This window comes from Pseudoalteromonas sp. SR44-2 (assembly GCF_014163745.1).
GTDB classification, from domain to species: domain Bacteria; phylum Pseudomonadota; class Gammaproteobacteria; order Enterobacterales; family Alteromonadaceae; genus Pseudoalteromonas; species Pseudoalteromonas distincta.
The window spans coordinates 89,905-110,858 of the sequence record NZ_JACJDW010000007.1 but is presented as its reverse complement, the minus strand read 5'-3'; the positions used below and the strand labels follow the sequence as shown (position 1 = coordinate 110,858).

Annotated in this window: 18 protein-coding genes; 11 read left to right on the top strand and 7 right to left on the bottom strand. The window is 38.6% G+C overall.

Annotation, left to right across the window (positions count from 1 at the left end; all coding sequences use genetic code 11):
• The first annotated feature begins 14 nt into the window (after positions 1-14).
• Positions 15-479, top strand: a complete 465-nt coding sequence (locus H5115_RS06345) for a methylglyoxal synthase (protein WP_002958191.1) — start codon at positions 15-17, stop codon at positions 477-479.
• A gap of 19 nt (positions 480-498) precedes the next feature.
• Here the strand turns inward: H5115_RS06345 and yegD are convergent, their stop codons facing one another.
• The 6 genes from yegD to H5115_RS06315 all read right to left on the bottom strand — a co-directional run bounded on the left by yegD (position 499) and on the right by H5115_RS06315 (position 7,484).
• On the bottom strand, positions 499-1,863 hold the full coding sequence (yegD, locus tag H5115_RS06340; RefSeq protein WP_182754318.1) for a molecular chaperone: 1,365 nt from the start codon (positions 1,861-1,863) through the stop codon (positions 499-501).
• 62 nt (positions 1,864-1,925) lie between these two features.
• Positions 1,926-2,768 carry a DNA ligase gene (locus H5115_RS06335; protein ID WP_182754316.1) on the bottom strand — a complete coding sequence of 281 codons (843 nt, stop codon included), beginning with the start codon at positions 2,766-2,768 and terminating at the stop codon, positions 1,926-1,928.
• Positions 2,769-2,801: 33 nt separating this feature from the next.
• Positions 2,802-3,458 (bottom strand): HAD family phosphatase, encoded by a 657-nt coding sequence (locus H5115_RS06330; RefSeq protein WP_182754313.1) that lies wholly within the window; start codon positions 3,456-3,458, stop codon positions 2,802-2,804.
• A gap of 76 nt (positions 3,459-3,534) precedes the next feature.
• The gene (locus tag H5115_RS06325) at positions 3,535-3,834 is read right to left on the bottom strand and encodes a hypothetical protein (RefSeq protein WP_002958185.1); all 300 of its coding nucleotides are present in this window, start codon (positions 3,832-3,834) and stop codon (positions 3,535-3,537) included.
• 105 nt (positions 3,835-3,939) lie between these two features.
• Positions 3,940-6,210 (bottom strand): TonB-dependent receptor, encoded by a 2,271-nt coding sequence (locus H5115_RS06320; protein WP_182682236.1) that lies wholly within the window; start codon positions 6,208-6,210, stop codon positions 3,940-3,942.
• A 413-nt stretch (positions 6,211-6,623) separates the two neighbouring features.
• Positions 6,624-7,484 carry a mechanosensitive ion channel family protein gene (locus H5115_RS06315; protein WP_002958183.1) on the bottom strand — a complete coding sequence of 287 codons (861 nt, stop codon included), beginning with the start codon at positions 7,482-7,484 and terminating at the stop codon, positions 6,624-6,626.
• 196 nt (positions 7,485-7,680) lie between these two features.
• Here H5115_RS06315 and H5115_RS06310 point away from each other — a divergent pair, with 196 nt between their 5' ends.
• The 5 genes from H5115_RS06310 to H5115_RS06290 all read left to right on the top strand — a co-directional run bounded on the left by H5115_RS06310 (position 7,681) and on the right by H5115_RS06290 (position 13,414).
• Positions 7,681-7,887 (top strand): hypothetical protein, encoded by a 207-nt coding sequence (locus H5115_RS06310; RefSeq protein ID WP_002958182.1) that lies wholly within the window; start codon positions 7,681-7,683, stop codon positions 7,885-7,887.
• A gap of 213 nt (positions 7,888-8,100) precedes the next feature.
• Positions 8,101-10,236 (top strand): M3 family metallopeptidase, encoded by a 2,136-nt coding sequence (locus tag H5115_RS06305; protein ID WP_182754309.1) that lies wholly within the window; start codon positions 8,101-8,103, stop codon positions 10,234-10,236.
• Between the two features lie 114 nt (positions 10,237-10,350).
• Positions 10,351-11,202: a carboxylate/amino acid/amine transporter gene (locus tag H5115_RS06300; RefSeq protein WP_182673732.1), complete on the top strand. Its 852-nt coding sequence runs from the start codon at positions 10,351-10,353 to the stop codon at positions 11,200-11,202.
• A gap of 69 nt (positions 11,203-11,271) precedes the next feature.
• The gene (locus H5115_RS06295) at positions 11,272-12,597 is read left to right on the top strand and encodes a glycerophosphodiester phosphodiesterase family protein (protein ID WP_182695991.1); all 1,326 of its coding nucleotides are present in this window, start codon (positions 11,272-11,274) and stop codon (positions 12,595-12,597) included.
• 82 nt (positions 12,598-12,679) lie between these two features.
• Entirely contained in the window at positions 12,680-13,414 is a 735-nt protein-coding gene (locus tag H5115_RS06290) for a dienelactone hydrolase family protein (protein WP_182682233.1), read from the top strand.
• 19 nt (positions 13,415-13,433) lie between these two features.
• Here the strand turns inward: H5115_RS06290 and H5115_RS06285 are convergent, their stop codons facing one another.
• Positions 13,434-14,357, bottom strand: a complete 924-nt coding sequence (locus tag H5115_RS06285) for a LysR family transcriptional regulator (RefSeq protein WP_182754306.1) — start codon at positions 14,355-14,357, stop codon at positions 13,434-13,436.
• 157 nt (positions 14,358-14,514) lie between these two features.
• Between H5115_RS06285 and H5115_RS06280 the strand changes: the two genes are divergently transcribed.
• The 5 genes from H5115_RS06280 to H5115_RS06260 all read left to right on the top strand — a co-directional run bounded on the left by H5115_RS06280 (position 14,515) and on the right by H5115_RS06260 (position 20,909).
• Complete coding sequence (locus H5115_RS06280; RefSeq protein WP_007581292.1) at positions 14,515-15,198, top strand: type 1 glutamine amidotransferase domain-containing protein; 684 nt, start codon at positions 14,515-14,517, stop codon at positions 15,196-15,198.
• A gap of 116 nt (positions 15,199-15,314) precedes the next feature.
• Positions 15,315-15,896 (top strand): rhomboid family intramembrane serine protease, encoded by a 582-nt coding sequence (locus H5115_RS06275; protein WP_002958175.1) that lies wholly within the window; start codon positions 15,315-15,317, stop codon positions 15,894-15,896.
• An 87-nt stretch (positions 15,897-15,983) separates the two neighbouring features.
• Positions 15,984-16,829 carry a glutathione-dependent disulfide-bond oxidoreductase gene (gene yghU / locus H5115_RS06270; RefSeq protein WP_182754303.1) on the top strand — a complete coding sequence of 282 codons (846 nt, stop codon included), beginning with the start codon at positions 15,984-15,986 and terminating at the stop codon, positions 16,827-16,829.
• 259 nt (positions 16,830-17,088) lie between these two features.
• Positions 17,089-19,029 carry an EAL domain-containing protein gene (locus H5115_RS06265; RefSeq protein WP_182754300.1) on the top strand — a complete coding sequence of 647 codons (1,941 nt, stop codon included), beginning with the start codon at positions 17,089-17,091 and terminating at the stop codon, positions 19,027-19,029.
• Between the two features lie 500 nt (positions 19,030-19,529).
• The gene (locus tag H5115_RS06260; protein WP_182754297.1) at positions 19,530-20,909 is read left to right on the top strand and encodes a VCBS repeat-containing protein; all 1,380 of its coding nucleotides are present in this window, start codon (positions 19,530-19,532) and stop codon (positions 20,907-20,909) included.
• Positions 20,910-20,954 lie beyond the last annotated feature (45 nt).

The following is a 20,954-nucleotide window of genomic DNA, read 5'->3' as shown; positions in this document are numbered from 1 at the left end:
TAAAAAGAATTAGCATGGAACAAAAAACACAATCTCTTCCCGCACAAAAAAATATTGCTTTAGTGGCACACGATGGTAAAAAAGCAGCACTAAAATTATGGTGTGAAAAGCACAAAGAAATACTAAGTAAGCACACTTTATATGGCACAGGTACTACGGGGCATTTAATTCAAAAAACTACGGGGCTTGATGTAGTTCAGCTTTTAAGTGGCCCTATGGGCGGCGATCAACAACTTGGCGCAAAAATAGCAGAACATGAGATACATGTATTAATATTTTTTTGGGACCCATTAGCATCACAGCCTCATGACCCTGATGTTAAAGCGCTGCTGCGTTTAGCCGCTGTTTGGAATATTCCGGTGGCGTGTAATGAAGTGAGTGCAGATATGTTATTAAGCTCACCGCTTATGGACGTAGAGCTTGAACGCACATTGCCAGATTACGAAAAATACCTCGCAACCCGACAAATAGATCTTTAAACCTCAATTGTAATCTAGGTTATTTATAAAGCATGCTGGCCCATTTAGTCAGGCCAGCGGTTACACTACCAAAGTGATCCCCGTTAACCATTTTTATATTGCCTAAGTGCTCACTTAAAGCCGCTTTAATCAATGGTGATTGTGCACTTCCGCCTGTTAAATAGATAATGTCTGGCGTGGTCGCAGCGTCACTGATTGCTTGTTTTGCTAAAGTAACTATTTGGCTAATACTACTCTCAACGGCAACAGCTAAATCGCTTACCGATACATTTTTATTCAGCCCACTATCTAAAAAGCTTAAATCACAATCAAACGCACTAGCTGACGAAAGTGCTATTTTAGCCGCTTCACCTTGTTGCACTAATTGATGGCCTTGCTTGTTTTGCTGTAAATGTATTAAACGCTTATAAAGCTCAGGTGCACTTACATCACGTAATTGTGCATTTAGCTCTCGGGTATGACTTTCACTATAAAATTGGCTTTGTAAGTTTACATCGTTAATTTTACACGCTTGCCAAAACGCTTGATTAGGCAAAGGCAAACCCGATTTAAACGTACTACCTAAACCCAATAACGGCATTAAACCATGAAAGCTCAAAGCAATATCTAAATCGTTTCCGCCAACACGTTTACCACTGTGAGATAAAAAATCGCTATCGCGCTGGCTATTTCCTCTAAAGCTTGGACCCATTTGTACAAATGAGCAGTCACTTGTACCACCACCAATATCAATAACGAGTACTTTTTGATCCTGAGTTAAATCACTCTCGTAGTCGATACCCGCAGCAAGTGGCTCATATAAAAACTCTACGTCTTTAAAACCAGCACGTTTAGCAGCACGCTCTAAAATACCGACCGCTTGTTGATTTGATTGCTCGCCACCCACAGCTTGAAAGTTTACTGGGCGACCAATCACTGTTTGTGTAAGTGTTTTACCTAAAGAGAGCTCAGCGCGTTGCTTAATTTTTAAGATCATCGCGGTTGCGATATCTTCAAAAAAGTTAATTTGACCTTGCTTTAAACCTGTTGCACCAAAAAATGATTTAGGGGACTTAACAAAATAGCCTTCTTCAGGAAACTGCACGTACTCGCTAATCGCTTCACGACCAATAAATAGGGTTTCATCTGAAGGTTGTAAATCAAGGTCTGACTTAATACGAGGTAAGGTATTTAATAATGCTTGGCGCTGCGTTAAAAAGTCATGCTCATGGGCTGTGCCATGTAAATGCTTAGCAACAAAATCAACAACCAACGCACTGTGATGAGTGTAAAGTGTAGACGGTAAGTAATGTTTTCCTTGCTCTAGCGGTACTAATTGAACATTACCCTCGCTCATTACACCCATAGCACAATTAGAACTACCGTAATCAAAACCTACAAACATACTTCACCACACATTACCAAAAAGGCCGCGCAATTTAGCACACTTTGTAAAATTTATAAATGTTATAAACTATCTCTGACCCGTAAAAAACTGGCAAAACGCGGTAACCCATTTTTTGTTAAGCCATGAAATCGGTACGTTACAGTACTACCAATCTCCGGTGGGATGGAGCGCTGTGCATCATTAAACCCAGTACCAATAGAAAATACCTGCCCCTGCGCTGTTTTTACCCTTAATGCCCCTAACATACCTTGATATTTACCTTTGCCTGGTAAGTGCGCAATTACAACCGCTTCTGCATCTAAATAAGGTTTTAATTTTAGTAATGCATTACTTCTTCCATTGCTGTGCTTAGCGCTGGCCAAATGAAGCATTACTCCCTCGCCGCCCTGCTTAGTTATATTGTCAAAATACTCTGTAAGTTGCTCATTATTTGTAAAGCTATATTGAACTACAGCACTAATGTGCGGCGAGTTTAGGCTAATAATAAGCTCATTATAGTTTTTATAGCGAGTGCTAAAAGGCAGATTTTTATCTGGCATATCAAATACTTTATAAGTAATAGTTTGCCAATCATGATTATTAGGTTTTTTAGTTCTGACTATGCCACTAAGCGCAGAAAAGTGCTCACGTTTAGTCCACAGCTCACCATCAAGCCATACATTTGGCAATGGCGCTGTAAACCAACTTGGCGCATTGATAATATTACCCTTACGAGTGACAAACTCCGTGCCGGTCCAGATAGCTCTTACGCCATCATATTTTTCACTGACTAAATATTTACTTACATCATAATGCTTCGTTTCGTCATATACTTTAGCCAGTAAAACAGACGGTTGTGCTGCACTTATGCATTGCGTAAAAAGTACAATAACAATTAAAAGCAGGTGTTTAATAGTAAACATTGGCGCATCCAAGCATGTAAAAGTTGGCTTAAACTATAGTTGAGATTGCGCCCATTGCCAAAAATCATCTAAGTTGCTCATTTGATAGGTAGCTTGGCTAAAGTCGTGATCTTTAGTATGGCTATTGGCAATGGCTACAACACGTAACAAAGCATTGTTGGCCGCCGTAACGCCGGTAAATGTATCCTCAACAGCAATTGCATTGCCTGCCTGTATATTTATCTGCTCAAGTGCCAGTAAATATGGATCCCCTGCAGGTTTAGGATTAGTTACATCATCTTTTGTAACCACCGTATTAAACAGCTCATAAAACCCTAAGCCTTTCAGTATTGGCATGGCTTCACTTTTAGCACTGCCTGTTACTAGCGCCATTTTTAAGCCACTCGCTTTTACAGCTTTCAATGTTTGCTCTGTAAATGGCATCAGTGGCGGTAAATGCGTTACTACATATTCACCAAATAAACGATATTTTTCATCTGCTAAAAACTGTGCACTTACCGATAAGTTATGCTCTTGCTTAATTTCGATTGCGGCTTCTAAAGTGGGCCGTCCCGAAAAACGCTGACAAAAATCATTTTCTAAATAACTAACACCGTAGGGTTTAAGTAATTTACTCCAGCATACAAAGTGCATGCTTTCTGAATCAACTAATGTGCCATCCATATCAAATAATATTGCTTTTAAAGTCATCCTCATTCCTTATTTAACTTGAGCTAAATTTTGACAATAAAAAAAGGCGCCTTAAGCACCTTTTATATAAATACAGTTATTGCGTTAAGCCTGCTGGTGGCTCACCCGTTGCTTCCTCACCCGTTTCAACATCAACAAGCTCGTAGCCACGCGTTTTACGTACAACTTTAAGTACTGGCTTATCAAATGCTGTTTTTAAACGCTCAGAGTCATCTTTCAACTCATCTAAGGTTGTTCCAAAAGGGGCTGCGCCAGTTTCTGACCAGTTAGTTACTTTACCATTTAGGTTATATTCTACTTCATGTATTTGATATTGCGCTGCTTCGTCTTTAGTTGCTTCACAAAAAATTACACGGTAATTCCAAAATCCAGCCATCTTTTTATCTCTTTAAATTAATTAACGCTACTTTACCAGCTTTATAAAAACATAAAAGCCTGCACAAGGCAGGCTTTTAAAAATTAATATAATTTAAGGTTATCTTTAGAAAAAGTTAACTTTAAATTCAGCACCAACATAACGCTCTTCGTTAACAATACCTGTATTGTTATTAAAGTCTACAGCGCCAATAACTTGTTGCTCGTCAAATAAGTTACGGACAAAAGCAGCAACTTCGTATTCGTAATCGCCTTCAGACCATGTGTAACCTGTACGAAGACCTGTTTCAATAAGCTCTTTACCTTCAAACTCTACTGATTCGTAAAGGAACATATTGATTTTACTACGATAAGAAATATCACCGCTTGCGAAGAAGTTACCATCGGCAAGTTCTTTAGTGTAGCGAAGCGTAAAGTTAGAGATCCACTCAGGAGCATGCGGTAAGCTATTACCATCAAGGAATACTTTACCGTCTACTACTGGGTCTGTAATATTTAACGTTGAACGGTCAGGAGCTGCAATACTTAGATTACTATCTTTGATTTCAGTTTTATTGTAGCTTAAGTTAAACGTCGCATTAAATTCATCGCTTAATACCCACTGCGTATCTAACTCAAAACCATAGCCAGTCGTTTTATCAGCATTAACTAAACGGTTAAAGTTAGCACCACCGCCTACAGCGGTAAGTTGCTGGTCGTCCATTGTGTAATAAAACACAGTCGCGTTAACACGACCTTGGCCATCTAACACGTCTGATTTAATACCCGTTTCGTACGATGTTACCGTTTCTGATTCAGCTGTTGTTACATCATCACCAAACAAAATACGACCTTGTAGACTAGGTGCGCGGAAACTGTTTGCTACACGGCCGTACCAGTTAACATCGTCGTTTACTTTATAATTTGCAGATAAATCCCAGCTAACATGGTCGTCACTAACATCACGCTCTACAAGTAATGCGCCGCCGCCAATTGGGCTAAGAGTACGGTTTGCTACAAAATCTTTATCATCATCAGAGTAACGAAGTCCCGCTGTTACTTTTAAATCATCTGAAAAAGTATAATCTACTGAGCCAAATACAGCCCAAGCAGTTGTGTCTTGTTGTTGACGCACAAAACCATCTAACTCACCAGCAGGTGACGAAAATGTATTGTAGCTGTAGTTTTCAATTGTAAGCTCTTCATCAAAGTAAAAAACACCCACTTGATAATTTAAATCACCATCAAAGTTACTAGATAAACGTAGCTCTTGCGTTAACTGGTCGTGATCTGGAATACCATCAGCACTTTCTGAAGCAAATGGGATTATACCAGGACCTTGAAAGTTACCGTCATCAATAAATGCTGCGCCGTAACCGCCGTCAATATCAGCACGCGAGTATATTTCAGCACTTTCCCATGCAGAAATAGAAGTTATTGTGTGGTTTTCAAGTTCCCACTCAAGCTTTAAGCTTGCACCTTCCGATTCTACTTGTTGAGTAGAGCGAGATGCCGCATCTTGATAAACAACATCATTTTCGTAGTTATCTACTAGCTCATTAGTACCCGCTTTAATTACATTTGCACGAAATGCAATTGGTGAGCCATCTAAGTCACGTGTGTGATAGTTTAATAAAGCAGTAAAATCATCGCCTTCATATAAAAACTGAACGCGTGCCGCTTTTTCAGTGTAACCACCTTGCTCATCTTTAGCTTCAAAGCCTGGAGCTTGGTTATCAATGTAATCGTCTTTGTCTTGCCATAATAATGAAACACGAGCAGATAAACGGTCAGTTAAAGCACCACCTACAGCACCACTTGTATCTACAGCACCACGGCTACCGTATGAAACAGAGCCATAACCATCAAATTCTTGGCTTGGTTTAACAGTATCAAACTTAACAAGGCCAGCTGGCGTGTTACGGCCAAATAGCGTTCCTTGAGGACCACGTAATACTTCTACGCGTTCAACATCAAATACTGGGAAACCTTTTAAAATTGCATTTTCTTGAACTACTTCATCAACAACAAGTGATACTGGCTGTGATGCATTCAAATCGAAATCGGTATTACCTAAACCACGAACGTAAAAGCGTGGGAATGAACGACCAAATGAAGACTCAATAGATAAACTTGGAATTTTCGCATTTAAAAAGCGAATATCCATACCTGCAGAGCTATATGCATCAAGGTTATCACCTTGTAATGCAGATACAGCTACAGGTACTTCTTGTGCATTTTCTACGCGTTTACGGGCGGTAACTTGAATAACTTCTAGTTGATTGCTTTTTTTAGCCGTTTCTTCTTCAGCGGCGAATGCTGAAATAGATGTGCCAGCAGCAGATAGTAGTGCAGCGTTAATAATTGTCGCTATTGCAGATTTCTTTAATGATTTCATGTCGGGTATTAACCTTTAGTATGCACTCTTGTTCAACGGTTTTTTGTGTTGCGCAATGTATTCATTGCGGGCTCGTACAATTTTTCGCGACTTGCTATATGGCGCGCGGACCTCATCACCGAGAGTACAAAACGGAGTAACAAGGCTGAACGAACGATTAAGATTATACCATTGTGTAATAATTTTACTGCATAAATATGAACATAAATGGAAACTTTTTTGCAACATTTAACTACAAGATTACGTGTTTTTATCAATATTTAGATGCAAAAACCTAATAACGAGGACATATGTCCTTTATTGAAGATCGCGAAGTAAAGTAAGAAAAATGGATTACCTTCCATATTAACCCAAAATAGAAACGTTGTGATTACTCATAAAAAAGTCACCCGCAAGCGACTTTTTTATTAAAACTACGACCTTTTAAAAGCAATTTCACCATCTATATGAATATCGCGCTGTGGAAACGCAATCACGACATCATGCTCTTCAAATACAGCATAAATACTAAAACGAATATCACTGCGCACTTTTCTAAGCATGGTTTCAGACTCGGCGCATACCCAAAAAATAGCATTAAATACAAGCGAGCTATCTGCAAAGTCATCAAATAACACTGATGACTTTGGATTAACCAATATTGCATCATGATCATCAAGCACTTGCTGGATAAGCTTTTTAACCAGTATAACGTCTGAACCATAAGCAACGCCGACACTGACCGATGAGCGTGCATTGCCATCTATCAGCGTCCAGTTTGTTACTGTATTTTCGAGCAATTGAGAATTAGGTATAAGCATATGTACGCCGTCATTTCGGCGAATACGTGTAGAACGCGTATTAATAGTTTCAACTACGCCCTTTGCGTTACCTACCTCTAAAAAGTCACCAATGCGAATTGGGCGCTCCCACATCAATATCCAACCGCTGATAAAGTTATTAATAATATTTTGCGCACCAAAACCTACACCAATGGCTATTGCACCGGATACGAAAGCAAATGCCGTAAGCGGGATGCTGAGCACTTCAAGCGATGTAAAAATTAAAATTGCGATACTTAAAATAAAGTAAATTCGAGTAAACAAATGCACTGCATCTTGGCTTATTTTTTTAGCGAGTAATGTTTTTTTAATAAGCTTGCCAATACGTGTGACTACAAACCACATAGCAAACAATATAAGTGGCACTTGAATTACTTTTGCTACTGTAATATTCACATCGTTATAAGTGAATATTACAAAGGCTAAGTATTGATTAATTTGTTCGAGGGTCATAAGTGTTCCCAATATCTTTTTTGATTGTTATTTGTTCACTAAAAATAAGTGTGGTTCAGTTTTCGCTAAGCTTAGCACGTCATAATATAACTAAAACGCCAAGTTAATAAGTTCAATATGAATTTTATAAACAATTTATTAACTCTTTATTGCACCGAGTGCTATATAAATAGTGTACAAGCACTGGAGATCAGATATGACACAACTTACTCTAAATCAAAGACTCGCTACTTTGCAGCCGCAGGTAGATTTAAAATTGTTTGAAAGCAGCCTAGATTACCGAAATAAAGTTTTGTGCTTGCTGGCCGAACAAGAGCAAACTCTAGCAACTATTAATAAAGAGTTTGGGCAGCAATCTAATAGCTTTGGCTCAGAGAAAAAATTTGTTTTAGGTTATAACTAACCCCCTCTCAAGCACACAATCGTATAATTAAGTAGCTTTAACGTTTAATTTTAGAGCTACTTTTACCCACCTTAATACTAATTATTAGCTAATTTGCGTTCAAATCCCCCTTAATACCGATAAACTTTATTGTATAAACCCACAAATTTGATAAGTTAACTAGGTTTTTCGACTCGCAAAGCCTATTTCGGCTAATCTTTTTATGGAGTTATTATGCGTAAAACCCTGATCGCCACTACTATTGCTAGTGCCCTAATCCTATCGGCTTGTTCTTCTAACGAACCTCAAGACATGGCAAAAGAGAGCGCAGCAGAAGTGCAAGACATGAACGCAAACAATGTTTTATTCAAACCAAGTCCATTACAATACATGGCACCTGAGTTTGATAAGTTTGGTACAAAAGACTACGAAGCCGGCTTTGATGCTGGTATTGCTCAGCATACTGCGCAAATACAAGCTATTGCTAACAACCCAGCTCCTGCAACTTTTAAAAATACATTAGTTGAAATGGAAATGTCTGGCGAGCTACTAAATCGTGTATCAGCTGCTTTTTATAACCTTTCAGGTTTGATTTCTGATGACGAATACCAGCGTATAAGTAAAAAAATGGCGCCGGTATTATCTGCTCACTCTGACGACATTTACTTAAATGGTGCATTATTCAAGCGCGTACAAACTATTTACGACAACAAAGACTCGCTTAATGCTGAAGATCAACGCCTTGTGGATTTTTACTATAAGCAATTTGTAAAAGCAGGCGCTAAATTAAATGACGCTGAAAAAGCAAAAATGCGTGAAATCAACTCACAACTTGCAGAGCTTTCTACTGCGTTTTCTCAAAACATTTTAAAATCGTTTAAAGAAGATGTCATTGTAGTTACCGATAAATCTAAACTTGCTGGCCTTTCTGAAGGTGAAATTGCAGGTCTTGCGTCCGCTGCTAAAAAAGCAGGTAAAGACGGCTACATGATCACGCTAGTAAATACGACTCAACAGCCAATTTTATCAAGCCTTGAAAACCGCGACCTACGTGAGCAAATTTTTAAAGCCTCTGCTAACCGTGCAGCAAAAACTAACGGCCCAATTATTATTGAAGAAACAAACCTACGCGCTCAAAAAGCAGAGCTACTAGGGTTTAAAGATTGGGCATCGTATGTAATGACTTCGCGTATGGCACAAACAACTGACAACGTGTACGGCATTTTGGACGACTTAGCACCAAAAGCAGTTGAAAAAGCTAAAATTGAAGCAGCTGCTATTCAAAAAGTAATTAACGATTCAGGTGAAAGCTTTGAGCTTAAACCATGGGATTGGGCTTTTTACGCAGAAAAAGTACGTGCTGAAAAGTACGACTTAGATCCTGCCCTTGTTAAGCCTTACTTTGAAATGGATTCTGTAATTCACGATGGTTTATTCTTTGCAATGAACAAGCTATACGGTATTACATTTAAAGAGCGTAAAGATTTACCGGTTTATCATGAAGATGTTACAGCCTACGAAGTATTCAACGCTGACGGCAGCGCCATCGGTTTATTTTACCTAGACCCATACGCACGTGAAGGTAAGCGTGGCGGTGCATGGATGAGCGCTTACGTAAGTCAAAGCGGCTTAAAAGGCACTAAACCAGTTATTTACAATGCGCAGAACATTCCAAAACCTGCTGCAGGCGAGCCAACGTTAATGACCTTCGACGAAGTGTCAACTATGTTCCATGAGTTTGGTCATGCGGCGCACGGTTTATTCTCTGACGTTAAATACCCAAGCTTAGCGGGTACTGCTACAGCGCGTGACTTTGTTGAGTTTCCGTCGCAAGCGAATGAAGATTGGATGATTGAACCTACGGTACTTGCTAACTACGCCAAACACTACAAAACAGGTGAGCCAATTCCACAAGCTTTACTTGATAAAGTACTTGCATCGCAAAAATTCAACCAAGGTTTTGGTACCACTGAATATTTAGCAGCTGCTTTACTTGATATGGAATGGCACTCGTTTGGCTCAGATAAAAAAATTACTGATGTTCAAAAGTTTGAAAGCGATGCGCTAAAAGCACACGGTATTGATTACTACCCTGTACCACCGCGTTATAAATCAAACTACTTTAGCCATACATTTGCCGGTGGTTACTCTGCGGGTTACTACGCATACCTTTGGACTGAAGTATTTGCAGCCGATGCCTTTGCACACATGGAAAACAACGGCGGCTTAACACGTAAAAATGGTGATAAGTTCCGTAAAGAAATCCTATCTAAAGGTAACAGCCGCGACTTAATGCAAAGTTACATTGAGTTTAGAGGTCAAAAACCAACTACCGACGCATTACTTAAGCGCCGTGGTTTAGTTGAGTAAATAACTTAATTTATTGAGCTCACTTTTATAAAAGCCCGCTTGCGGGCTTTTATTGTTTATACCCTCACATATAACAGATAAACTTAGCTCAATATTTATTAAAAGATGATGGTTATGCAGTACTTATTTGCAGTCACTTTGCTTTGGGCGTTTTCGTTTAGTTTAATTGGTGTGTATTTAGCAGGCCAAGTTGACGCTTGGTTTAGCGTATTAATACGCATAGCACTGGCAACACTGATTTTTTTACCTTTTTTAAAGCTCAAACAAACGCCTAAACCTTTAGCCTTAAAGCTTATGCTGATTGGCGCTATACAACTTGGTGTTATGTATAGCTTTTACTACCACTCATTTTTATTTTTAACCGTTCCCGAAGTTCTGCTATTTACTGTAATGACTCCTTTGTACATTACCCTGCTAAATGATGGATTGAACAGATGCTTTAACCCACGCTTTTTTTTAGTCGCACTTATTGCTGTAATCGGTGCAATTACTATTCGTTACGAAAACCTAAATAGCGACTTCATAATCGGCTTATTAATCGTTCAAGGGGCGAATATAAGTTTTGCTGTAGGCCAAGTTACCTACAAACGCTTAATGAATAACAATCAGCTTGATGACAAAGCCGTATTTGGATGGTTTTTTATAGGCGCACTTATTATTGCCACAATTTGCTATGCATTATTTGGTAACTCAAACAAATTACCAACCACTATCACACAGTGGGGCATACTAATTTATTTAGGGTTGGTTGCATCAGGACTTGGTTACTTTATGTGGAATAAAGGCGCAACCCTTGTCAACGTAGGTGCTTTGGCAGTTATGAATAACTTGCTTATCCCAGCTGGGATTATAATTAACGTGCTGATCTGGAACCGAGATGCCGATATAGTTCGGTTAAGTATTGGGGCTGCTATAATGTTAGGTGCATTATTGGTCAATCAAATGCTTAATAAAAAAGTAAATTAATAAGCTTGTAGCAAAATCGTCATTAATAATCATTAAGGTAGTACAAATTTTACTTTTTAAGGATAAACAATGAAACGTATTACCTTACTTACAAGCTGTATATTGTTAGCCACACTTGCTGGCTGCGATGACGATGTAGAAATAGTAGAAAAAGAAGTGGTTGTTACCAACACCGAAGTGGAAATTGTTGAAGTACCTACGCCCATTGTTGTAGAGGTTGCTGAAGGAGTAAATATTCAGCTAGGGACTCGCCCTGACTATTTAATTAACGATATGGCGCAAAGCACACTAAAAACAAAATTAGAGTCATGCAGCGAAGGTCCTTTTTACCGCACCGATTTTTCTATTGGTCATCGCGGTGCATCAATGCAATACCCAGAACACACTAAAGAAGCCTACATTGCGGCAGCGAGAATGGGCGCTGGCATTGTTGAATGCGATGTTACATTTACAAACGACAAAGAGCTTGTTTGTCGCCACTCTCAATGCGATTTACATACCACAACTAATATTTTAGCCATTCCTGAACTTGCAGCTAAATGCAGTGTGCCATTTACACCAGCCGACCCTGCTAATGGTATTGCCGCTTCTGCAAAATGTTGTACCAGCGATATAAGCTTAGCGGAGTTTTTAACCCTTGAAGGTAAAATGGATGGTGCAAACACTAATGCAACGACCGTTGCCGATTACATGGATGGCACACCAAGTTGGCGCACTGATTTATATGCCACCAACGGCACATTGATGACCCATAAACAAAGCATTGCACTGTTTAATGAGCTAGGTGTAAAAATGACACCAGAGCTAAAATCGCCACAAGTAAGTATGCCATTTGATGGAATGACACAAGAACAATATGCGCAAAAAATGCTAGACGAGTACACGCAAATGGGTGTGCCAGCCTCAAAAGTTTATCCGCAATCATTTAACCTTGAAGACGTAAAATACTGGATTAACAATAACCCTGACTTTGCAGATAAAAGCGTATACCTAGATGGACGTGACAGTGAAGCCGGATTTGATCCAAGTAACCCACAAACATGGCAACCGGGTATGGATGAACTTGTTGCTGATGGGGTGAAAATTTTAGCTCCTCCAATTTGGATGATGCTAACAATAGATAACGAAAGCAATATTGTGCCATCGCAATACGCTATTGACGCAAAAGCAGCAGGTTTAAAGCTTATTGCATGGAGCCTTGAGCGCTCGGGCCCGCTTAATGAAGGTGGAGGTTATTACTATCAATCAATTGCTGATGTTATAGATAACGATGGCGACATGATGACAGTAGTCGACGTACTCGCAAAGGACGTGGGGGTAATGGGTATTTTTTCAGATTGGCCGGCTACGGTAAGTTACTACGCCAGTTGTAATAAAATGCCTGCAAGTATTTAAAAACAGACTACAAAAGTCGTTTATTTTATCGCGCTCAGTTACCATATCAGCATATATAATTTTATTTTACTGAGCGCTTTTTATGATAATCCAACAACATAATGCTGACTTGCCAACACCGACAGGTTTAATGCGAACAACTGTATATCGCCCTCAAGCGCAAGGACAGTTTCCTGCTATCATTTTTTATTCTGAAATATTTCAGCAAACTGCCCCCATCGCACGCAGCGCAGCTATTTTAGCAAGCCATGGCTTTGCAGTGTTAGTGCCTGAAGTGTTTCATGAGTTAAACCCTATAGGCACTGTGCTTGCTTATGATGATACAGGTAAAGACAAAGGCAATGCCGACAAATGGGCAAAGCCACTTGAGCACCACGACAGTGACACACAAACTATGATCGACTTCATTAGATTACAAAGCTATTGCACAGGCACCGTCGGCGCAATGGGCGTATGTATTGGCGGTCACTTAGCTTACAGAGCGGCACTAAACCCTGAAATTAATGCGGCTTTTTGTTTATACGCAACTGATATTCACAGCAATACGTTACCTGCGCAACCTGGAAATAACTCATTCGAGCGTATGGCTGATATACAAGGCGAAATTCACTTTATATGGGGTAAACAAGACCCGCATGTGCCACAGGAAGGCCGCGCTAAAATATACCAACAATGTGTAAGCACGGGCATCAATTACCAGTGGCAGGAAGTTAACGCACAGCATGCCTTTATGCGTGATGAAGGTGAGCGATACGATGCAGCCCTTGCGATAAATATGTATCAACAAGCGGTGGCATTATTTAGCCGAACTTTATAAATGCTGTAAAAACTACTCATTAAGTACTTTTCAGCATACCTAAAGCGGTATGCTGTTTTACAAAGTATGCTTTTAAGTAATCAATAAACAATCGTAGCTTTTTAGAGCCTGCAGCCCCTGGCGGAAATACCCCGTAAAGCTCAATATCTTTGCTTTTATAATCATCTAATATTATTTCAAGCAGTCCAGCTTGCACTTTTGGCCACGCATCGTAAAGCGGAATACGCCCAATGCCATGCCCTGCTTCAACAAAAGCAGTACGAGCAGCGGCATTATTGGTGCTTAAGGCGCCTTGCATTGTAATATCGTGTTTTTTGCCATCTTTTTGAAGTGTTAATGTTTTACTGCCCAATTGATAAACGACCCATTGGTGCTCTGCTAACTCTAAAGGCGTTTTAGGTTTACCAAAATGTGCAAAGTATTCAGGCGCGCCACAAATACAAGTGCTCATTGTAGTCAGCTTGGTTGCCTGCAAGTTGGAGTCACTCAGTGCCACGCCCCTAATTGCAAAATCAAACCCATTTTTAATAATATCAACCACATCGTCAGTAAGCTGTATGTCTATTTGAATTTTAGGATATTGGCGCTTAAACGTATTTATAGCAGGCACAATTAACTGCATTCCCACATTTACTGGGCAACTAATTTTAAGTAAACCTTGTGGCTCGCTCTTTATATTTTCTATTTGCTGATTAGCCGCATTAGCTTGTTCGGTAATTATTCTACAACGCTCATAATAAGCAATGCCCGCTTCAGTGAGCGCCATGGTACGGGTTGAGCGATTTAGTAAAGTAACTTCAAGCTGCGTTTCTAATTTTTTTAAATGATAACTTGCAACTGCTCGCGTAAGCCCTAGCTGTTTAGCAGCAGCGGTTAAGCTGCCCTGCTCTACAATTTGTGCAAATACAACCATGCTCTTTAACTGCTCAAACGACACTTTCATAAATGCTCCGTAGTGTGTTTTAAATTCAACCGCTTTATTGTATCAATAATTAAACCAATAAAGTTAAATTTATCATCGTTGTTTAAAGCAGTGTTAGTGCATATAGTAATTGGTAAGCAAGATAAACTAATTCAAATCATCAGAAGGAATATATTCAATGTCTAAAAAAATACTTATGGTTCTTACATCTCACGCAGAACTTGGTAACACTGGCGAAAAAACAGGTTTTTGGGTAGAAGAATTTGCAGCCCCTTATTACGCCTTCGTTGATGCAGGCGTTGAAGTAACATTAGCGTCTCCAGCTGGCGGCCAACCACCCATTGATCCGACAAGTACACTTTCTGATTTTCAAACAGATGCAACTAAACGTTACGACGCAGACAGCGCGGCGCAAACATTAATGGCAAACACTAAAGTGTTGAGTGAAGTAAAATCTAGCGATTTTGACGCTGTATTTTACCCAGGCGGTCACGGTCCATTATGGGACTTAGTTGATAACACAGATTCAATCTCTCTTATCGAAAGCTTTGTAAAAGAGCAAAAACCTGTTGCTGCGGTATGTCATGCAAGTGCTGCATTTTTAAATGTTAAAGATGCCGATGGCAATGCACTAGTAGCGGGTAAAAAAGTAACTGGTTTTACTAACTCTGAAGAAGCTGCAGTGCAACTTACCGATATCGTGCCATTTTTAGTTGAAGACGAGCTAATTAAAAAAGGTGGCGATTATCAAAAAACTGACGACTGGGGTGTATTAGCACTAGAAGACGGTTTAGTAATTACCGGCCAAAACCCAGCAAGCTCTGAACTAGCTGCAAAAAAACTATTAACTAAATTAGGTTAATAGTGAGTAATAATTAAAATTAAGCACAGCATTTAATGCTGTGCTTTTTTAATTGCTTTTCATTAGCAAATACAATTCCTATACTGGCAACTCTTAAAGTCAATTAGGGCGATTATATGGCAACCAAGCCAACCACACTGTCATTACTAACAAGTACCCGTTTCGCAATATTTAGTATTGTTGTTATTTGCTTCGTACTACAGGTGATCAATAGTCTACCTGGCATAAATCTTAATGGTTTAGGCATATATCCACGCAGTATCCAAGGATTAATTGGCATACTATGCGCACCTTTTTTACATGGTAGCTGGTGGCACTTTGCCAGTAATATGATCCCATTTGTAGTATTAAGTTGGCTAATTTGCCAGTACAGCGTAAAACGTTTTTATAACGTATTTATTTTTACCGCTCTAATCGGTGGACTTTTAGTTTGGGCATTTGGGCGCAGTAACATACATGTTGGTTTAAGCGGTGTTATATATGGTTTATGGGGCTTTATTCTATGCTACGGCTTAGTAAGACGCTCATTAAAATCAATTATAATTGCAGTTGTAGTGGCTATACTTTATAGCGGTTTTATATGGGGTGTTTTACCTCAGCGCTATCATGTATCGTTTGAAAGCCATTTATTTGGAGCGCTAAGCGGATTGTTTTTAGGTTATAGATTAGCAAAAGCCGATAAATTAAAAGGTCGGTAAATTAAATATTTAGGGCCTTTAATTAATTTTTTATGGCCACATTTATGAGTAAGTATTAAACATTTCCATTTAACATTGAGGTTATTTATGAGTGATCAAAACGAATACACGCCACCAAAAGTATGGACGTGGGAAAGTGAAAGTGGCGGTAAATTTGCCAGCATTAACCGCCCAATTGCAGGCGCGACTCATGACAAAACCCTACCTATTGGTGAGCACGCATTTCAGCTTTATTCTCTTGCTACGCCAAATGGCCAAAAAGCTACAATCATGTTTGAAGAGCTTTTACAGCTTGGTTGCACCGATGCAGACTATGACGCATATTTAATAAACATAGGTGATGGCGATCAGTTTGGATCTGACTTTGTTGATATTAATCCAAACTCAAAAATCCCAGCGCTAATGGATCATTCAACCACTCCACCTACTCGCATCTTTGAATCAGGTTCTATTTTACAGTATTTGGCTGAAAAATTTGATGTACTCATCCCTAAAGATTTAAAAGCTAAAACGCAGTGTCGTAACTGGCTATTTTGGCAAATGGGATCAGCGCCATACTTAGGTGGTGGGTTTGGTCACTTTTATAGTTACGCACCAAGTAAAATGCAATACCCTATTGATCGTTTTACTATGGAAATTAAACGCCAACTTGACGTGTTAAATCGTCATTTAAGCGAAAATGAATACATGGCGGGTGATGAATACTCAATTGCCGATATTGCAATTTGGCCTTGGTATGGCTCGCTTGTTTTAGGCGACTTATATGATGCAGCTGAATTTTTAGATGTCGCCTCATACACTCATGTTGTTCGTTGGGCAAAACAAGTTGCTGATCGCCCTGCTGTAAAGCGCGGTCGTCGCGTAAATCGCACATGGGGCCCTGAAGAAGATCAAATGGCAGAGCGCCATAACGATAGTGATTTCGAAGGTTAAATCTACTAAACAGCAAGTAAAGTCGTTAACACTTTAACCTGCTTAATAATTTTAAGGCTCATAATGATTATTTATTATGAGCCTTTTTACTGTGCTAGCTTTTTTTTTTGCTTTCATAAACTATATTTATTCTTATACTCAGGATTAGAGCCTAACTAATCGATGTTTAATACGCTTTTGTTCATCTGAAATATTTGCTGTATTTCTTGAACGTTTCTCCATCGCTAGTTGGAGTGACTTTTGTATAAGGTTTTACTTAGTGCCATATAAAAATCTAAATAGTGAAGAACGCAGAGAAACCGTTAAAATTTTATACTCTAATGCCATCTCTGGCATTGCCATTTCGACTGTAGTCAGTTTTATATTAGTGTTTGCTTTTGATTTAAATAACCAGAAAATATCCTACGAAAAAAGTATTTGGCTAAGCATTATGGTTGTCTTATTAGCAGCTCGCGCTATTGATGTAATATGGTTTTATAAAACCAAAAAGGATAGCCCGCTATTTAATGCTGACACATATTCAAAAAGATTTTCAACCGGGTGTATTTTAACTGCGCTATCGTGGTGTGGGTATGCACTTTGGTTTCATAGCACCTCATCAGCAATAGAAACTACAACTACTATTGCTATTTTATCTGCCTTTGCAGGAGGCTCTGCAAATCTGCTTTCAGGAAGTCGAGTAACCGCTGTACTCTATAGCATTATTTTACTGGCGCCCTACTCTTTTTTATTAACCTTTTCTAACGAAAACTACAACTCTGTCCTCGGTATTTTAGGCCTAGCATTTACTGCTATTATGGTGGCTTCATCGTACAAATCAGCCACATTTACACACAGCGCAATCAAGCTCAAAAACCAAAACAGAGAGCTGCTTAATGAAATGGAAAACAAGGTTGAGCAACGCACAGAAGAAATCTACCGTTTATCGAATACCGATCCACTTACAAATCTATTAAACCGAACCGCATTTTTAAAAAATGCAAACAGACAACTAGCAGACAACCCTCAAGAACCCTTTGCTTTATTATTCGTAGATTTAGATGGGTTTAAACAAATAAATGATTCGTTGGGTCATAAAGTAGGCGATAAAGTATTAAAAGAAATAGCACGAAGAATTAGTAATGTATGCAATCAACAGCTATTTAAATGCCGATGGGGCGGGGATGAGTTTTTAATTTTAGCAACGTATCAAAAACAAGCTGAGCTTATCGAGTTTGCAGATAAAGTACTTCAAAGCATTGGTGCCGAGCATGAAACATATAAATATCAAAAATGGGTATCTGCAACTATTGGTATTGCCATGTATCCTGAGCACGGGAGTGATTTTAATACTTTAATTCGCTCTGCTGATACTGCAATGTATCACCAAAAACGCATAGCTAAAGGTAATATCAATATTTATAGCGATTCGCTCAAATTAAAACAAGAAAGAGAGTACCTTTTGAGTCAACGCTTAGCCTGTGCCATAGAAGAAAATAGTTTAAGGCTAGTATTTCAACCAATTGTTGATAGCAAAACATCAAAAGTAACCTCTTTTGAATCATTATTACGCTGGCAACTAGATGGTGAAAATATTTTTCCTGATGAATTTATAGCTATTGCCGAGCAATACGGTTTAATAACCGAGTTAGGTATTTGGGTAATAGAACAGGCATGTATACAAGCAACAAAATTAAGTCACTTACAACCACAAATTGCTATAAGCGTAAACGTATCGGTTATTCAGCTACAAGATCCTGATTTTGTATCTAAGGTATTAAAAATAGTAAATCGCCACCAGGTAGAACCTAAAAACCTACACATAGAAATTACTGAGTCAGTATTTGCCGAGGATAAACTCACATTTTTGACAGCCGTTAAAGCACTACAAAAACAAGGCTTTTGTATTTCAATTGATGATTTTGGTACAGGCTACTCATCACTATCAAGCATGCTTGATATTGGTGTAGATATAGTAAAAATAGACAGAAGCTTTATTCAAAATATGGATAAAAGAGGGTTAAGTATTATTCATGCAATTGTACAAATGGCCTCTACTTTAGATTTTACTGTTGTTGCAGAAGGCGTTGAAACTATTGAGCAAGCAAACACGCTTACTAATATTGGTGTATCTCACCTACAAGGTTATTACTTTTCAAAACCGATGGAAATAGGTTTTGTAGATGCTTATTTAAATGAGCAAAATAAGCAATGTAGTTAATAACCAAACACTTCTAAAAGCGCTTAGCTACCATATGAGTTATGCGCAACCTTTCTTATTAGGGCCTGTTTATTTTTTGAGGTTGAATTTGCAGCAGACTGTTTGGTATTTAAGCAAGGCAGAGCCTATGTAGTGTGGTTATTAATCATACATAGTTGATAACGTAGTATTAATACTAAACATGCGCTGCCCAAAGGGTTCTGCCTAAGGAGATTGACTCTTTGTTACTAGATTACAAACCTCGCGCCGCGATTAAATCGTCCTTGGATTAAACAAATTGCAATCCTTAAAGATCAACAGCCCTTCCTAAAACATAATCTTACAATTGCTTACACCCAGTACATAGTAATTAGCGTAGGCTAAATATAATCCAACTTACATATGTATATTACGTTTAAACGAAAAAGCCCCAGCGCTGGATAGTACGTAAAATCATGCGCTGACGCTGCTTAAATAATAAAAATTTTAACGATACAACTAAATATAAAAAAGGAATTTGCATGATAAAACCACTTTGCTATTCACTCATCACTTTACTTACCCCCATAAGCGTTATAGCTCAAACAATGGCAATAAAAACAACGGATGAATTAGTATCAACCGATTCAGAGATTTTATTTGCATATAATAAAGAATCAAAACAATTAGAAGCCATCAATTTACTTACATCACTTAGTAGTGAACTTGCTTTACCAAAAAACGCCATCGGGTTTGATGTGGCAACACTTGCTAACATCACCGATAAACAAGCACTCGTACTAACAAGTGATGGCGTATATAAAGCCCAAGCAGGTAAACCAACATTGTTGTTTAATTATGAGTCGGTTCTTAATCAATTAAAAATAGATAAATTTGAAAAAGTAGACTTTGTTTTCGATGCTAACAACGACGGTCTAAGCGATATTTTTATCCCTGGATTAGCAAGCAGTACTTTATACATTCAAAATAAAGATGGCAGCTTTAAGCCTAACAAATTTAAACAAACGCCTAAGTATGAAGGCCGCTTTTCAGGAAAAGGGCTTTCTCTAGAAGTTAATATTAACAATAAACCTGTGGTTATCGATTTTAACCACGACGGATTAAACGACCTGGTTTTTTCAAATGACTTTGGAGCAGATGTACTACTTGCTAATTCAGAGGGCTTTGAGCAAAAGCTCACCTCAATTGATTTTAACATTGAGCTAGGCGAGCTAAGCAATGGCGAGACTCGCAAAATAAAGCAAATTATTGATATTAATAACGACGGATTTCTAGATTTTACAACCAGGCAGTTTAAGCCTACACAAGGTATGGACTCGCTAGATATAAAAATAGCACATACTTTGTACCTAGGGAGTGCTAAAGGTTTTACTAATACGCCCATTACCTTATTTGAAACACAGGGCCCTAGTGAGTTATTGCTCAAAACTGATTTTAATAATGATGGCTTAATTGATTTACAAAAAATGGACTTAGATATTGGCTTAGGTACAATCGCCTCTATGGCATTAGGCGGTGGTAGTACTGATATCGATGTAGAAATGAATCTTTATAAGCAGCAACCCGACGGCTCATTTGCCAATAAATCGAGTATTGAACTTGATTTAGAAATGGAAGTGGGGATGAATGGCGATGAATCAGAACCGGCTCTCTATTTAGGTGATATTAACGGCGATAGCTATATTGATGCGGTATACAAATACAGTAAAAAAACGCTGTATATTTATTATGGAGAGCAAGACTCACTGCTAAATGATAAACGCAAAAAATTAAAGCTAACGCTGCCTAAAAATAATAAAGATATTCTTCTAGTAGATATAAACCAAGACGGTAAAAAAGATTTTGTATTTAAATTTACCGAAGAAGATGGCACCAGTAAAATAGAAACACGGTTAAATTAAGCCAATAAAAAAAGCCCAACAGAATTAACCGTTGGGCTTTGGACT

What these genes read in the sequence shown, in the direction of transcription:
- H5115_RS06345 (WP_002958191.1), top strand. Translation starts at nt 15, where the DNA reads ATGGAACAAAAAACACAATCTCTTCCCGCACAAAAAAATATTGCTTTA.
- yegD (WP_182754318.1), bottom strand. Translation starts at nt 1,863, where the DNA reads ATGTTTGTAGGTTTTGATTACGGTAGTTCTAATTGTGCTATGGGTGTA.
- H5115_RS06335 (WP_182754316.1), bottom strand. Translation starts at nt 2,768, where the DNA reads ATGTTTACTATTAAACACCTGCTTTTAATTGTTATTGTACTTTTTACG.
- H5115_RS06330 (WP_182754313.1), bottom strand. Translation starts at nt 3,458, where the DNA reads ATGACTTTAAAAGCAATATTATTTGATATGGATGGCACATTAGTTGAT.
- H5115_RS06325 (WP_002958185.1), bottom strand. Translation starts at nt 3,834, where the DNA reads ATGGCTGGATTTTGGAATTACCGTGTAATTTTTTGTGAAGCAACTAAA.
- H5115_RS06320 (WP_182682236.1), bottom strand. Translation starts at nt 6,210, where the DNA reads ATGAAATCATTAAAGAAATCTGCAATAGCGACAATTATTAACGCTGCA.
- H5115_RS06315 (WP_002958183.1), bottom strand. Translation starts at nt 7,484, where the DNA reads ATGACCCTCGAACAAATTAATCAATACTTAGCCTTTGTAATATTCACT.
- H5115_RS06310 (WP_002958182.1), top strand. Translation starts at nt 7,681, where the DNA reads ATGACACAACTTACTCTAAATCAAAGACTCGCTACTTTGCAGCCGCAG.
- H5115_RS06305 (WP_182754309.1), top strand. Translation starts at nt 8,101, where the DNA reads ATGCGTAAAACCCTGATCGCCACTACTATTGCTAGTGCCCTAATCCTA.
- H5115_RS06300 (WP_182673732.1), top strand. Translation starts at nt 10,351, where the DNA reads ATGCAGTACTTATTTGCAGTCACTTTGCTTTGGGCGTTTTCGTTTAGT.
- H5115_RS06295 (WP_182695991.1), top strand. Translation starts at nt 11,272, where the DNA reads ATGAAACGTATTACCTTACTTACAAGCTGTATATTGTTAGCCACACTT.
- H5115_RS06290 (WP_182682233.1), top strand. Translation starts at nt 12,680, where the DNA reads ATGATAATCCAACAACATAATGCTGACTTGCCAACACCGACAGGTTTA.
- H5115_RS06285 (WP_182754306.1), bottom strand. Translation starts at nt 14,357, where the DNA reads ATGAAAGTGTCGTTTGAGCAGTTAAAGAGCATGGTTGTATTTGCACAA.
- H5115_RS06280 (WP_007581292.1), top strand. Translation starts at nt 14,515, where the DNA reads ATGTCTAAAAAAATACTTATGGTTCTTACATCTCACGCAGAACTTGGT.
- H5115_RS06275 (WP_002958175.1), top strand. Translation starts at nt 15,315, where the DNA reads ATGGCAACCAAGCCAACCACACTGTCATTACTAACAAGTACCCGTTTC.
- yghU (WP_182754303.1), top strand. Translation starts at nt 15,984, where the DNA reads ATGAGTGATCAAAACGAATACACGCCACCAAAAGTATGGACGTGGGAA.
- H5115_RS06260 (WP_182754297.1), top strand. Translation starts at nt 19,530, where the DNA reads ATGATAAAACCACTTTGCTATTCACTCATCACTTTACTTACCCCCATA.